Below are 13,980 nucleotides of genomic sequence, written 5' to 3' on the forward strand. Positions count from 1 at the left end.
TGTTTGCGCCGGCATATCCCCCCGGCTGCGCCAAGAACAGCCCGCGGGGGCGCGGCGCGGTCACATCGCCTTGAGTTTGGCCAAGATGCGGCGGGGTGCCGCAATTTCGGGCAGGGTGTCAGCCGCCCCCGCGGTCAGCTTTTGGCCAGCGCAATCAGTTCGGCCACCGAGCGGACGTTCAGCTTTTCCAGAATCCGCGCGCGATGATGGTCCACCGTTCTGGGGCTGATGCCCAGATAGGCGGCGATTTCCTTGCTGGAGGTTTCGGCCGGGCGTTGCAGCATCCGGGCCACGATTTCCGCCTCTCGTGCGGTCAGCCGGGCAAACAGCGCCTCATGCTGGCGCGACTGCACCTGCGACGACAGGCGTTCGCGGGCGATGGCGAAGGCCGTTTCGATGCGTTCGATCAGATCGCTCTGGCGGAACGGCTTTTCCAGAAAGTCGATGGCGCCGCCCTTGATGGCCTGCACCGATTCCGGCACGCCGCCGTGGCCGGTGATGAAGATCACCGGGATCGCGCGGCCCTCGTCGTTCAGCCGGCGCTGCAGGTCCAGCCCGTTCATTCCCGGCATCCCGTAATCCAGCAGCAGGCAGCCGGGGCGGCTGTCATCATAGGCATCCAGAAAGGACTGAGCCGAGTCGTGAGGTTCGACGACATAGCCCCGTTTGCCAAGCGCCCGGGACAGCGAGAGGCGAATATCCTCATCGTCGTCGACCAGAAAGACGGTCATGGCTGCATTGTTCGGGTCGGTCAGGTGCGTGCTCCGTTCTGGGGGCCGATGGTGCCAGTGTTATGGGATTCGCACCCGACCGCAACCAAGCGGCGGCGATTCTGATGTCAGGCGGTGCGGTGCAGCGGCAGGGTGAAGCGGAATTCCGCTCCTCCCTCGCCGCCTTCGCTGCGCTCTTCCAGCCAGAGGGCGCCGCCATTGGCCTCGATGATGCTTCGGCAGATCGACAGGCCAAGCCCCATGCCATCGGGCTTGCTGGTTTCGAACTGGGCGAAGAGATTGATCGTGGGCGAGATGCCCGGCCCGGTGTCCTTGACGCTGACGGTCATCAGGGCGGCGTCCGGCCAGGCCCTGACGGTGACCCGGCGTTCGTTCGACCCGGCATAGGCAATCGCCTCGATCGCGTTGCGCAGGAGGTTCACGATGACCTGCGCGATCTGAACGCGGTTGCCTTCCACATCGGGCACATCCGGCGCGATCTCGCTTTCGATGGTCACGTTGGCTTCGGTCGCCTCGGCGCGCACCAGGCGCAGCGACTGGTCAAGCAGTTCCCCGAAGCCGAACACGCTGCGGTCGCCCGCATCCTTGCGGATGAAGGCCCGCAGCGCGCGGATGATTTCGCCCGCCCGCAGCGACTGCTTTTCGATTTCCAGCAGGATTTCGTGCAGCTCGTCATCGGGCTGGGCGTGCTGGTTCAGGATCAGAAGCGCGGTATCGGCGTTCTGCGCGATGGCCGTCAGCGGCTGGTTCAGTTCATGCGCAAGGCCGGTGGCCATCTGGCCCATCGTGTTGCCGCGGGCCAGATGCGACAGGTCGCGGTTCAACTGCACGATCTGGCCTTCGGCTTCCTTGCTGGAGGTGATGTCGTCCAGCGTCACAACGGCGTGCATCGGGTTGCCGTCGGCATCGTTCACGATGATCGAGTTCACCGCGACCCAGAACAGCGAACCATCCTTGCGGCGGCAGCGCATTTCGCGGTTGCCGACGAAATCCTTGAACGGAGCATCAATCTGCGGGGGGCTGTCGGACGAGGCCGACAGCAGCATGTCGGTGATCGGCTTGCCGATCAGTTCGTCCGGCTCGAAGCCGGTCATCCGGCACAGGCTGGCGTTGACGCGGGTGAAGGCGCCGCAGGACGAGGAGATCTGCGCCATGCCACGGGGGGACTGGTCAAAGGTCTGTCCATATTCACGCTCGGCCTCTCGCCGGGCGACGATTTCGCGGACAAGGGTCGTGTTGGCGCGTTCAAGCTCCATATAGGTGCGCGGCTGCGGATCGGACGGGTCGATCACGCCCTGGGCGATCAGGGTCGAGCGGACCGCGAAGGCATGAACCGGCTTGTAGATCAGATGGGCCAGCCCAAGGCCCGCCACGCCGGAAATCGCGGCCACCAGCGCCGCGATCCAGATGTTCATCGAACGGTTCTGCTTGATGACGCCGGTAAAGTCGTCTTCGGGCGCATAGACGGCAATCGTCCAGGGCAGGGTGTCGCTGATCTTGGGCATGACCGTGGCCACGAACTTCTGCCCCTCGTAGGTGAACTCGGTCGGGGTTTCCTCGGTCACGGTCAGAAGGCCGTCATTGGCCATGGGGGCAAAGGCCGCGCGGGCGATCGGGTCTTCGAATTCGCGGATATTGGCAAAGCGCAGGGTGCCGTCTTCGTTCTTGGCCTTGATCAGGTTCAGATCGGGGTGCGCGATCACATCGCCGTCGCTGTGGATGATCAGCGCCTTGCCGTGCTGCCCGATGTTCAACCGCGACAGGAAGTGCGAGATCATGCTGATCTCGATGTCGACGCCCACCACGCCGCGGATGAAGCCCTGTTCGTGGTTGCTGATCACCGGGGCGGCCAGGGTGATGCCCGGCTGCTGCGAGGTGAAGAAGATGTAGGGATCGGTCCAGATCGTGGTCAACTGGGCCTTGGCCTTCTTGTACCAGGGCCGCTGCCGGGGATCGTAGGGATCTTCTGGGTCAACCCGGGCCTCGACAATGCCGAAGCTGTCGTCGCGCCAGATCAGTTGCACCAGACGCTTGCCATCCCTTTGGGTGATGATCTTCGAGCGGAACTCGCCCGGGCCTTCGGGGGTGCGCATCACCATGACGAAGTTGCCGTCTTCGCTGCCGAAGTAGATGCCGGCAAATTGCGGGGCGATCTGCAACTGCTGGAACAGCAGCCGTTCCAGCACCTGCGGATCGTCGCTGGCGATCACCCGGTTCTGCGCCAGCCGCGCGGCCAGCTCGGCCGCCCCTTCCGCCGGGCTGAGGAAGCCCTTGGAATGTTCGATCGTGTTGATGCCGACATCGCGCAGCAGATCGCGCGCATGAAGAAGCAGCGCCCGTTCCGAGGTCAGGTAAGACGTGTAGACCACCAGGAAGACGGCCAGGAACTGCAACCCGGCCAGACAGATTGCCAGCAGCGCGCCCAGGGATTTCGTGATCGTCGGTTTCTTTCGCGGCGTGGGGCGCATGACATCATCTGTTCGTTACTGGCTGCGGGACCGGCCGGCGCGGCTTGCGGGGGGCGCGCGCCCGTCATCCGGCCCGTGATAGCAGCCCGGACCGCGAATTGCACTGTGTTCCGGCCGATCTGACGAAGCGTCGAAGCGGCGGTCCGGGGCAGGTGTGGGGCGTGTAGGCAATATTGCCTAGGCAACGACACGAATTTTCTTTGAATTAGAGAAATGCAAAACAGGCTGGGTATTGAGTTGGATGAGTGTGTGGTTCCCCAAGCGGGTGGTTGGGGTGTTGCATTGCAAGTGTCGTAACGAGTCGTAACGAGTGCTGCGGTTTCTGCCGCTTTAAAGAGTTGGTCCGGCGCAACGATCACACGATCGTTCGCCGGACCTTTTCCTTTTGGGCGCCCGGAATTGCTGTGACAATGGCCGCCGCCGGCGCTGGCCGTCGCAGATCGCCCCATGTCCGGCCTGACCAGCGATTGTTGCATCCGGCAGCGATTGTCGGAAACCGCACAAAGCGGGCGGGCGCGTCGAACCCCATGTAGCACTTTGAATTCAATAGATTTCCTCAAGGGAAGCCCCCTTGGCACGTTTCCTGCTGCTCTGGTCCCGAGAGCGGCTGCTCCGCCGTCTCGTGAGCATCGTTGAACCGAAAGGGACCCGGACATGAGCAAGCTTCGTCAGATCGCCTTCTACGGCAAGGGCGGCATCGGCAAATCCACCACCTCGCAGAACACCCTCGCCGCGCTGGTCGAGATGGGCCAGAAGATCCTGATCGTCGGCTGTGACCCCAAGGCCGACAGCACCCGTCTGATTCTCAACACCAAGCTGCAGGACACCGTGCTGCATCTGGCCGCCGAGGCCGGGTCGGTCGAGGACCTGGAACTCGAAGATGTGATGAAGATCGGCTACAAGGGCATCAAATGCACCGAGGCCGGCGGGCCGGAGCCGGGTGTGGGCTGCGCGGGGCGCGGCGTGATCACCGCGATCAATTTCCTGGAAGAGAACGGCGCCTATGAGGACGTGGACTATGTGTCCTATGACGTTCTGGGCGACGTGGTTTGCGGCGGCTTCGCCATGCCGATCCGCGAGAACAAGGCGCAGGAAATCTACATCGTCATGTCGGGCGAGATGATGGCGCTGTACGCCGCCAACAACATTGCAAAGGGCATCCTGAAATACGCCAATTCGGGCGGCGTGCGCCTGGGCGGGCTGATCTGCAACGAACGCCAGACCGACCGCGAACTGGAACTGGCCGAGGCGCTGGCCGCGCGGCTGGGCTGCAAGATGATTCACTTCGTCCCGCGCGACAACATCGTGCAGCACGCCGAACTGCGCCGCGAAACGGTGATCCAGTACGCCCCCGAGAGCAAGCAGGCCGAGGAATACCGCGAACTGGCGCGGAAGATCCATGCGAACTCGGGTCAGGGCGTGATCCCGACGCCGATCACCATGGAAGAGCTGGAACAGATGCTGATGGATTTCGGCATCATGCAGACCGAGGAAGACCGGCTTGCCGCCATCGCCGCGGCTGCGGCCGGCGCCTGACAGGCCCCGCCGGGACCGGGCCGCTGGTCCGGTTCCGCAACGGGCGCTTGCGCCCGCCCCCCCGACCGCAGGAACAGGAGCCAAAAGAATGGCAAAGGACAACGTCAGCGGGACGCCGGACTATGAAGCCCTCATCGAAGAGGTGCTGTCGGCCTATCCCGAGAAGTCGAAGAAGAAGCGGGCCAAGCATCTGGGCGTGGCCCAGGCAGACCCCGAAGGCGCCCCCGATGCGGTGACCGGCATCGCGTCGAAATGCGACACGGTGAAATCGAACATCAAGTCGATTCCCGGCGTGATGACGATCCGTGGCTGCGCCTATGCCGGGTCGAAGGGGGTGGTCTGGGGCCCGATCAAGGACATGGTTCACATCAGCCACGGCCCTGTCGGCTGCGGCCAGTATTCCTGGAGCCAGCGCCGCAACTACTATACCGGCACCACCGGGATCGACAGCTTTGTCACCATGCAGTTCACCACCGATTTCCAGGAAAAGGACATCGTGTTCGGCGGCGACAAGAAGCTGGAAAAGACCATCGACGAGATCAACACCCTGTTCCCGCTGGCCAATGGCGTCTCGATCCAGTCGGAATGTCCGATCGGCCTGATCGGGGACGACATCGGCGCCGTCGCCAAGAAGAAGAACAAGGACATCGGCAAGACCATCGTGCCGGTCCGCTGCGAAGGCTTCCGCGGCGTGTCGCAATCGCTGGGGCACCACATCGCCAATGACGCGGTGCGCGACTGGGTGTTTGACAAGAAGGAAACCGATTATGTCGCCGGCCCCTATGACGTGAACGTCATCGGCGATTACAACATCGGCGGCGATGCCTGGGCCAGCCGGCGGCTGCTGGAGGAGATGGGGCTGAACGTCGTCGGCAACTGGTCGGGCGATGCGACGCTGGCGGAAATCGAACGCGCCCCCAAGGCGAAGATCAACCTGATCCACTGCTACCGCTCGATGAGCTATATCTGCCGGCACATGGAAGAAACCTACGGCGTGCCGTGGATGGAATACAATTTCTTCGGGCCCAGCCAGATTGCCGCAAGCCTGCGCGCCATCGCCGCCCGGTTCGACGAAACCATCCAGGCCAGGGCCGAGGAGGTGATCGCCAAGTATCAGCCGCTGGTCGATGCGGTGCTGGCGAAATACAAGCCGCGGCTCGAAGGCAAGACGGTGATGCTGTATGTCGGCGGCCTGCGTCCGCGCCATGTTGTCACCGCCTATGACGACCTTGGCATGGTGATCGCCGGCACGGGCTATGAATTCGCCCATAACGACGATTACAAGCGCACCGGCCATTATGTGAAGGAAGGCACGCTGATCTATGACGACGTGACCGGCTATGAGCTGGAGCGTTTCATCGAGAAGGTGCGGCCCGATCTGGTGGGGTCGGGGATCAAGGAAAAATACCCGGTCCAGAAGATGGGCATCCCGTTCCGGCAGATGCACAGTTGGGATTATTCCGGCCCCTATCACGGCTATGACGGCTTCGCGATCTTTGCCCGCGACATGGACATGGCGATCAACAACCCGGTCTGGGGCCTGTTCGATGCGCCCTGGGAGACTGCCGCCCCCGCCATCGCGGCCGAATGATCCTGCCGCCCCGGTTGCGGGGCGGCCCCCAACCTTCATCCCCCCTCACGGCCCGTCTCGGAATGTGGACGGCCCACAGAAGGATACCGACCATGCCCCAATCCGCCGACAAGGTGCTGGACCATGCCCCGCTGTTCCGCGAACCGGAATACAAGGAGATGCTTGAGAACAAGCGGGTCCGCTACGAATGTGGCCACCCCGAACACCTGGTGACCGAGATCGGTGACTGGACCAAATCCTGGGACTATCGCGAGAAGAACCTGGCGCGCGAGGCGCTGACCATCAACCCGGCCAAGGCCTGCCAGCCGCTGGGCGCGGTCTTCGCGGCGCAGGGCTATGAGGGCACCATGCCTTTTGTCCATGGCAGCCAGGGCTGTGTGGCCTATTTCCGCAGCCACCTGTCGCGGCATTTCAAGGAACCGTCCTCGGCGGTCTCGTCCTCGATGACCGAGGATGCGGCGGTGTTCGGTGGCCTTGCCAACATGATCGAGGGCCTGTCCAACACCAAGGCGCTGTACAACCCGGCGATGATCGCCGTCTCGACCACCTGCATGGCGGAAGTGATCGGCGACGACCTGAATTCCTTCATCCGGCAATCCCGGGAAAAGGGGTCTGTCCCGGAAGATTACAACGTGCCCTTCGCCCATACGCCTTCGTTCGTGGGCAGCCATGTCGATGGCTATGACAACATGCAGAAGGGCATCCTGACCAATTTCTGGGAAGGTCAGGAGCGGGTGCCGGGCGAGGGGATCAACATCATCCCCGGATTTGACGGCTATGCCGTGGCCAACAACCGCGAACTGAAGCGGATGATGGGCCTGATGGGCGTCAGCACCACGCTGCTGGGCGATGTGTCGGATGTCTATGACACGCCCTCGGATGGCGAATTCCGCATGTTCGCGGGCGGCACCGGGCTGGAGGAAACCCGCGCGGCGCTGAACGCCCGGGCCACGCTGTCGATGCAGGAATATTGCAGCCCCAAGACGCTGGATTACGTCGCCGGCAAGGGGCAGGAGGTGGCGGCCTTCCATTATCCGATGGGTGTGCAGGCCACGGATGAACTGTTGATGAAGATCAGCGCGCTGACCGGCAAACCCGTTCCCGATGCGCTGAAGCTGGAACGTGGCCGTCTGATCGACGCCATGGCCGACAGCCAGGCCTATCTGCACGGCAAGAGCGTGGCGGTGTTCGGCGACCCCGATTTCGTCTACGCCATGGCGCGCTTCCTGCTGGAGGTGGGGGCCGAGCCGAAGCATTGCCTTGCCACCAATGGCGGCAAGGCCTGGGCCGAGAAGATGGAGGCGCTGTTCGCCACTTCGCCCTTCGGCACGGGCTGCAATGTCTGGGCGGGCAAGGATCTGTGGCACCTGCGGTCGATCATGGCGACCGAGCCGGTGGAGCTGCTGGTGGGGTCGTCCTATGGCAAGTATCTGAGCCGCGATCTGGGCGTGCCGCTGGTGCGGCTGACCTTCCCGATCTTCGACCGCCACCACCATCACCGCTTCCCGGCCTGGGGCTATCAGGGCGGGCTGAACGTGCTGGTCAAGCTGCTGGACGTGATCTTCGACAAGCTGGACAGCGACAGCGATACGGCGGGCGTCACCGACATCTCGTTTGATCTGACGCGCTGAGACGCCACCCCTTGGCGCGCACAGGCCGGCGGTCCCCAGCTCCCGGGGGGCCGCCGGTTCTGTTTCTGCCAATCCGTGTCGCAACCCCGACAATCGGCGCCCGCGTATGGGGGAAACGGCCGGTTCGCGGGCTGGCACGTTCCTTGCTTGATCATCCCTGACCGAAAGGGAAGCCGATGGCCGAGACATTGAAAGCCGCGATCGCCACCGTGTTGCACGAACCCGCCTGCGCGGTGAACGTCGCCAAGACGGACGGGGCGCGCAAGAAGGGCTGCACCAAACAGTTGACGCCCGGCGCGGCGGCGGGCGGCTGTGCCTTCGACGGCGCGATGATCACCCTGCAACCGATTGTCGATGTGGCGCATCTGGTCCATGCGCCGCTGGCCTGCTGGGGCAATGGCTGGGACAATCGCGGCTCTGCCTCGTCCGGCCCGCAGCTTTACCGCACCGGATTCACCACCGACCTGGGCGAGCTGGACATCGTGATGGGGCATGGCGAACGCAAGCTCTATCGCGCCCTGCGCGAGGTGATTGCCGCCTATAATCCCCCGGCGGTTTTCGTCTATGCCACCTGCGTCACCGCCCTGACCGGCGACGATGTCGAGGCCGTCTGCAAGGCCGCCGCGCAGGATTTCGGCACCCCCTGCATCCCGGTCAACGTGCCGGGCTTTGCGGGGTCCAAGAACCTGGGCAACAAGCTGGCGGGGCAGGTGCTGCTGGATCATGTGATCGGCACGGTCGAGCCCGAGGCGCCGACGCCCTGTGACATCAACATCATCGGCGATTTCAACCTGTCGGGGGAATTGTGGCAGGTGAAGCCGCTGTTGGACCGGCTGGGCATCCGCGTGCTGGGGGCCATCACCGGCGATGCGCGCTACCGGCAGGTTGCCATGGCGCACCGGGCGCGGGTGACGATGCTGGTCTGTTCGCAGGCGCTGATCAACCTGGCGCGGGGCCTGGAGGAACGCCACGGCATCCCGTTCTTCGAAGGCAGTTTCTACGGAATTTCGGACACGTCGGATGCGCTGCGGACGATGTGCCGGATGCTGGTGGACCGTGGCGCCGCGCCCGACCTGCTGGACCGCTGCGAGGCGCTGGTGGCCGAGGAGGAAGCCCGGGCCCGCGCGGCGCTGGCCCCGCTGAAGCCGCGCGTCGCGGGCAAGCGGGTGCTGCTTTACACCGGCGGGCATAAAAGCTGGTCCGTCGTCTCGGCCTTGCAGGAACTGGGGATGGAGGTGGTCGGCACCTCGACCCGCAAGGCGACCGAGGCCGACAAGGACCGCATCCGCGAGATCATGCAGACCGACGCGCATATGTTCGACAACATGGCCCCGCGCGAGATGTATGCGCTCTTGCGCGACAGCGGGGCGGATGTGCTGATGTCGGGCGGGCGCAGTCAGTTCGTGGCGCTGAAGGCGCGGGTGCCCTGGGTGGATGTGAACCAGGAAAAGCACGAACCCTATGCCGGCTATGTGGGCATGGTGGATCTGGTGCGCGCCATCGACCGCGCGGTGAACAACCCGATGTGGGCCGATCTGCGCAGCCCCGCCCCCTGGGACGACCGGCCGCCCGCCGCCGTGGTGCTGCCGCCGCTGACGGCGGGGCGCTGCCCGGTTGTCCATGCCGGAACCGCGCCCGCCGCGCCGCCCGCTGCGGCCCTTGTGTCCGGCCCGTCGGACCGCGCCGATTTCGAGGATTGCTGACATGGCCGTCATCACCCACCCCCGGCGCGCGCTGTCCACCAACCCGCTGAAATCCTCGGCCCCGCTGGGGGCGGCGATGGCCTATCTGGGCATCGACGGCGCGATCCCGCTGTTTCACGGCGCGCAGGGCTGCACGGCCTTTGCGATGGTGCATCTGGTGCGCCACTTCAAGGAAGCGATCCCGCTGCAAACCACCGCGATGAACGAGGTCAGCGCCATTCTGGGCGGGGCCGAGCAGATCGAGGAAGCCATCACCAACCTGCGCAGGCGGGCGGCGCCCCGGTTCATCGGCATCGCCTCGACCGCGCTGACCGAAACCCGGGGCGAGGATGTGGCGGGCGAGCTGCGCGAGATGCGGGCGCGGCGCCGGGATTTCGACGATACCGCCATTGTCTATGCCGCCACCCCCGATTTTACCGGCGGGCTGGAAGAAGGCTGGGCCCGCGCGGTTGAGGCGGTGATTGGCGCGCTGGTGCCCGAGGTTGATCCGGTCTGGCGCGACCCCGACCTGCGGCAGGTGAACCTGCTGTGTTCCAGCGCGCTGACCGTGGCCGATGTTGACGAACTGGTGCGGCTGATCCGGTCCTTCGGCCTGTCGCCCATCGTGCTGCCCGATCTGTCGCGGTCGCTGGACGGGCATCTGGCCGAGGATTGGCGCGGTCATTCGCTGGGCGGCACCACGGTCGCGGACATCGGGCGAATGGGTCGCAGCGCCCATACGCTGGCCATCGGGGAATCGATGCGGACGGCGGCGCGGATGATCGAGGACCGCGCCTTCGTGCCGGCGCGGGTGTTTCCTACCGTCACCGGGCTGAAACCGACCGATGCCTTCATCCGCACCCTGATGGACCTGTCGGGGCAGGACGCCCCCGCCGGTATCAAGCGTGATCGCGCCCGGCTGATGGATGCGCAACTGGATGCGCATTTCTTCACCGGCGGGGTCAGGGTCGCCATCGGGGCCGATCCCGACCTGCTGCTGGCGCTGTCGCAGGCGCTGGCGGCGATGGGGGCCAAGGTGGTGACCGCCGTCACCACCTGCGACCGCCCCGAGGTTCTGTCGCAGGTGCCGGCGGCCGAGGTGATTGTCGGCGATCTGGGCGATCTGGAGCGGGATGCCGCCGCCAAGGGGGCGCAGGTGATCCTGACCCATTCGCACGGCCGCCATGCCGCCGGCCGTCTGGGCCTGCCGCTGATCCGCGTGGGATTCCCGGTGTTTGACCGGATCGGTGCGCAGGATGTCTGCCGCGTCGGCTATCGCGGCAGCCGCGCCTTTCTGTTCGAGCTTGCCAATACGATGCAGTCGCTTCCCCACAACGCCCGGCCCGCCGATTTCGGCGCGGCCCCGATCCCCCAGGAGTTCGAGCATGTCCCGCACGCTGCGGCTGGTTGAGACCGCCCCCCCGCCGGCTGAACAGCCGCTGCGGATTGCCATCGCCACCGACGATATGGAAACGCTGAACGCGCATTTCGGATCGGCCCGCAAGTTCGCGGTCTATGACGTGACGCGCAGCGGCGCGCGCTTCGTGGCCGCGCATGAGTTCGAGACCTTCACCAAGGGCGCGGGCAAGCATGACGATCAGGATGACCGCATCGCCCCCAAGATTGCCGCGCTGCAAGGCTGCGCACTGGTCTTTGCGCTGGCCATCGGCGGGCCGTCGGCGGCGCGGGTGGTGAAGATCGGCGTTCACCCGATCAAGCGCAAGGAACCCGAACCGATTGCCGCCGTGCTGGATCAGGTGCGGGTGATGCTGAACGGCACCCCGCCGCCGTTTCTACGCAAGGTTCTGGGTCTGGGCGCCAGACCCGATTTCCGCAGCGAAGATGAGGAGCAACCTGCGTGACCGCCCTTTCCGACAGCGAAACCGCCCCGCGCGGCGGCCCGGTGCCCGACAGCGCCTTTCTGAAACAGCTTGTCGCGGTGATCCGCGCCGAAGACAGCCACGGCACCTGGGACGGCAAGCCTGACACCGAGTTGTTGGCCGAGTTCATCGTGACGCCGGAAGAACGCCGCGCCATCCCGATCATCTGCGATCCCGAACCCGAGGTGCTGTGGCGGATGGCCCGGTTCCATGATGCCGTGGGTCTGATGATCGAACGCCGCACCGGCTGCACCGCGGCGCAGATGGACAAGTTCCACCACGAAGGCTTTGGCCGCGTCGTGCTGATCTCGGGGCGGCTGGTCGTGGTTTCGCGCCATCTGCGCGACGTGCACCGCTGGGGGTTCCCGACCTGGGTCAGGCTGGCCGAGGCGGGCGCGGCGCTGGTCGATGAGGCGGTGGCGCTGATCGAGCGCTTCCCCGAGGCGGCGCGGGCGTGAAAGGAGAAGGATCATGCCGATGACAGGGCTGACGCGCGGGGGAACGGCATGGGTGCCGGTGTTCCTGATGGCGATCGACGTCGAGAAGTGTATCGGCTGCGGCCGCTGCTTCAAGGTCTGCGGGCGCGGGGTGATGGGCCTGCGCGGGCTGACCGAAGACGGCGATCTGGTCGATGCCGAGGACGACGACGAGGAAATCCTCAAGAAGGTGATGGTGCTTGAGGCGGCGGGAAACTGCATCGGCTGCGGCGCCTGTGCCCGCGTCTGCCCGTCAGGGTGCCAGAGCCATGCCCCTGCGGACTGAGGCAAGGGTCGCGCCCCCCGAGGGCGCCGCCGAAAGCCGCCGCGACTTTGGTGAGATCCTTGCCCATGCGCTGGCCGAACGGGCGGCGGGGCGGGGCAGCCTGCCGGTGCTGCTGGGGGTGGATGGCCCCGATCTGGCCACGCTGCGCGACCGTTGGGCGCCCGGCCTTGCGCTGCCCGACCTGACCGAAGCCGCGCCCGCGCCCCTGCCGGAGCAGCAGGCGGTGATCACCCTGATCCTGTGGCGGGCCGGCCGGGCCGATGCCACCGCCCGTGCGCTGGCCAGGATCATTGCCCGCCGCGCTCTGGAGCCGCGGCACCTGTGGGAAGACCTTGGCCTGTCGAACCGCCCCGCGCTGACCGCGCTGATCGCCCGCCACCTGCCGGGCCTTGCGGCGGCCAACGGGCAGAAGATGCGCTGGAAGAAGTTCCTTTATCGGCAGGTCTGTCTGGACGACGGCCTGTCGCTGTGCCTGTCGCCGGTCTGCGACGATTGCCCGGAATGGGCGCTGTGCTTCGCCCCCGAAGAGGCGGCGACCCCCGCCGCCCCCGCCACGGCGGCGCACCCCTGACCCTTTGCCCTGACGCTGCCCGCAAGGCCCGCCTCCGGTTGCGGGCCTTGTCCTTATGGGCCGACAGGCCGCCGTCGGGACTGTCGCAAAACCGCCAATGTCGGGTTCCGCGATCCGGGCAATGCCCGTGAGCCCCTTGATTTCAGCGGGTTACGGGCTTGGCATGCTTCTTGCTTGATCCTTCGCAGACCCACACCGCCCTGCAAGGAGGCCCGTGATGATCGCCCTGACCGAACCCGCCCGCACCGCCATCAAATCGGCCATCGACGGCGCCGGGCAGAAGGTGGCTGGCCTGCGCCTGATGGTGCAGGGCGGCGGCTGCGCGGGGCTGAAATACGGCATGGCGCTGGAGCTTGAGGCGCAGCCCGACGATGCGGTGGTGGAGTTCGGCGGCGTCACCGTGCTGATCGACCCGGCCAGCCGCGACCACCTGACCGGCACCACCATTGATTTCGTCACCGGGCTGGAAGGTGCGGGCTTCGTCTTCGACAACCCCAATGCCCGGTCGTCCTGCGGCTGCGGCAAGTCGTTCTGTTAAGGGGACCAAAGCGATGTGGACCTACAGCCCCGCCGTCACCGACCATTTCCTGAACCCGCGCAATGCCGGGGCGCTGGCCGATGCCAATGCGGTGGGCGAGGCCGGGTCGCTGGACGCCGGCGATGCGCTGCGGCTGACCCTGCGCGTCAACCCCGAGACGCGGGTGATCGAGGCGGCAGGGTTCCAGGCCTTCGGCTGCGGTCCGGCCATCGCGGTGTCGTCGGTGCTGACCGAACTGGTCATCGGCAAGACCGTGGATCAGGCCGCCCGGCTGACCGGCGGCGACATCGCCGCCCGGCTGGACGGGCTGCCGCCGGAAAAGGCCCATGCGCCGGCCCTGGGCAAGGCGGCGCTGGCTGCGGCGCTGCGCGGCTGGTGCGGGGGGGCAGGTCCGGCGGCGGCCCCCGGCGCGGGCGTCTGCGGCGGCTGCGCCGGGGTTGATCTGGCGCGCGCCGAGGGTCTGATCCGCGCCGACCGGCTGACCACGCTGCCGGGCCTGTTGCGGGCGCTGGGCGCGGGCGACAGTTGCAGCCTGTGCCGCCAAAGCCTGCAATCGCTGCTGGCGCGGGTCAATGCCGCGATGCTGGCCG

At 65.9% G+C, this 13,980-nt stretch carries 13 protein-coding genes; 11 read left to right on the top strand and 2 right to left on the bottom strand.

What is annotated here, in order from left to right; translation table 11 throughout:
- Positions 1-134 precede the first annotated feature (134 nt).
- Positions 135-731 (bottom strand): response regulator transcription factor, encoded by a 597-nt coding sequence (locus C5F44_RS05085; RefSeq protein WP_107672412.1) that lies wholly within the window; start codon positions 729-731, stop codon positions 135-137.
- Between the two features lie 107 nt (positions 732-838).
- Positions 839-3,199, bottom strand: coding sequence for a cache domain-containing protein (locus C5F44_RS05090; RefSeq protein WP_235822516.1), 2,361 nt, complete (start codon positions 3,197-3,199; stop codon positions 839-841).
- A 654-nt stretch (positions 3,200-3,853) separates the two neighbouring features.
- On the opposite strand from C5F44_RS05090, the gene nifH reads away from it, so the two are divergent.
- The 11 genes from nifH to C5F44_RS17945 all read left to right on the top strand — a co-directional run.
- Positions 3,854-4,735, top strand: coding sequence for a nitrogenase iron protein (nifH, locus tag C5F44_RS05095; RefSeq protein ID WP_107672413.1), 882 nt, complete (start codon positions 3,854-3,856; stop codon positions 4,733-4,735).
- 88 nt (positions 4,736-4,823) lie between these two features.
- The gene (gene nifD / locus C5F44_RS05100; RefSeq protein WP_107672414.1) at positions 4,824-6,326 is read left to right on the top strand and encodes a nitrogenase molybdenum-iron protein alpha chain; all 1,503 of its coding nucleotides are present in this window, start codon (positions 4,824-4,826) and stop codon (positions 6,324-6,326) included.
- A gap of 92 nt (positions 6,327-6,418) precedes the next feature.
- A complete protein-coding gene (nifK, locus tag C5F44_RS05105) occupies positions 6,419-7,957 on the top strand; it encodes a nitrogenase molybdenum-iron protein subunit beta (protein ID WP_107672415.1) in 1,539 nt (512 codons plus the stop codon).
- Positions 7,958-8,133: 176 nt separating this feature from the next.
- The gene (nifE, locus tag C5F44_RS05110) at positions 8,134-9,660 is read left to right on the top strand and encodes a nitrogenase iron-molybdenum cofactor biosynthesis protein NifE (protein WP_107672416.1); all 1,527 of its coding nucleotides are present in this window, start codon (positions 8,134-8,136) and stop codon (positions 9,658-9,660) included.
- A 1-nt stretch (position 9,661) separates the two neighbouring features.
- Positions 9,662-11,050, top strand: a complete 1,389-nt coding sequence (nifN, locus tag C5F44_RS05115; RefSeq protein ID WP_107672417.1) for a nitrogenase iron-molybdenum cofactor biosynthesis protein NifN — start codon at positions 9,662-9,664, stop codon at positions 11,048-11,050.
- A complete protein-coding gene (nifX, locus tag C5F44_RS05120; RefSeq protein ID WP_107672418.1) occupies positions 11,025-11,501 on the top strand; it encodes a nitrogen fixation protein NifX in 477 nt (158 codons plus the stop codon). The genes nifN and nifX overlap by 26 nt, the downstream gene beginning before the upstream one ends.
- The gene (locus C5F44_RS05125) at positions 11,498-11,977 is read left to right on the top strand and encodes a NifX-associated nitrogen fixation protein (protein WP_107672419.1); all 480 of its coding nucleotides are present in this window, start codon (positions 11,498-11,500) and stop codon (positions 11,975-11,977) included. Before nifX ends, C5F44_RS05125 begins: the two co-directional genes overlap by 4 nt.
- Positions 11,978-11,990: 13 nt before the next feature.
- A complete protein-coding gene (gene fdxB / locus C5F44_RS05130; RefSeq protein WP_206340547.1) occupies positions 11,991-12,281 on the top strand; it encodes a ferredoxin III, nif-specific in 291 nt (96 codons plus the stop codon).
- Positions 12,265-12,852 (top strand): nitrogen fixation protein NifQ, encoded by a 588-nt coding sequence (locus C5F44_RS05135; RefSeq protein ID WP_107672420.1) that lies wholly within the window; start codon positions 12,265-12,267, stop codon positions 12,850-12,852. Before fdxB ends, C5F44_RS05135 begins: the two co-directional genes overlap by 17 nt.
- A 217-nt stretch (positions 12,853-13,069) precedes the next feature.
- Entirely contained in the window at positions 13,070-13,390 is a 321-nt protein-coding gene (locus tag C5F44_RS05140) for an iron-sulfur cluster assembly accessory protein (RefSeq protein ID WP_107672421.1), read from the top strand.
- 13 nt (positions 13,391-13,403) lie between these two features.
- Positions 13,404-13,980, top strand: a 577-nt coding sequence (locus C5F44_RS17945; RefSeq protein ID WP_181318186.1) for an iron-sulfur cluster assembly scaffold protein, incomplete at its 3' end; no start/stop codon positions are given.

It is taken from the genome of Fuscovulum blasticum DSM 2131 (assembly GCF_003034965.1).
Classification (GTDB): domain Bacteria; phylum Pseudomonadota; class Alphaproteobacteria; order Rhodobacterales; family Rhodobacteraceae; genus Pseudogemmobacter; species Pseudogemmobacter blasticus.

Excerpts from the sequence above, each read along its gene's own strand:
- C5F44_RS05085 (WP_107672412.1), bottom strand. The coding sequence starts at position 731 with ATGACCGTCTTTCTGGTCGACGACGATGAGGATATTCGCCTCTCGCTG.
- nifD (WP_107672414.1), top strand. The coding sequence starts at position 4,824 with ATGGCAAAGGACAACGTCAGCGGGACGCCGGACTATGAAGCCCTCATC.
- fdxB (WP_206340547.1), top strand. The coding sequence starts at position 11,991 with ATGCCGATGACAGGGCTGACGCGCGGGGGAACGGCATGGGTGCCGGTG.
- nifK (WP_107672415.1), top strand. The coding sequence starts at position 6,419 with ATGCCCCAATCCGCCGACAAGGTGCTGGACCATGCCCCGCTGTTCCGC.
- nifN (WP_107672417.1), top strand. The coding sequence starts at position 9,662 with ATGGCCGTCATCACCCACCCCCGGCGCGCGCTGTCCACCAACCCGCTG.
- nifE (WP_107672416.1), top strand. The coding sequence starts at position 8,134 with ATGGCCGAGACATTGAAAGCCGCGATCGCCACCGTGTTGCACGAACCC.
- nifX (WP_107672418.1), top strand. The coding sequence starts at position 11,025 with ATGTCCCGCACGCTGCGGCTGGTTGAGACCGCCCCCCCGCCGGCTGAA.
- C5F44_RS05135 (WP_107672420.1), top strand. The coding sequence starts at position 12,265 with ATGCCCCTGCGGACTGAGGCAAGGGTCGCGCCCCCCGAGGGCGCCGCC.
- nifH (WP_107672413.1), top strand. The coding sequence starts at position 3,854 with ATGAGCAAGCTTCGTCAGATCGCCTTCTACGGCAAGGGCGGCATCGGC.
- C5F44_RS05090 (WP_235822516.1), bottom strand. The coding sequence starts at position 3,199 with ATGCGCCCCACGCCGCGAAAGAAACCGACGATCACGAAATCCCTGGGC.
- C5F44_RS05140 (WP_107672421.1), top strand. The coding sequence starts at position 13,070 with ATGATCGCCCTGACCGAACCCGCCCGCACCGCCATCAAATCGGCCATC.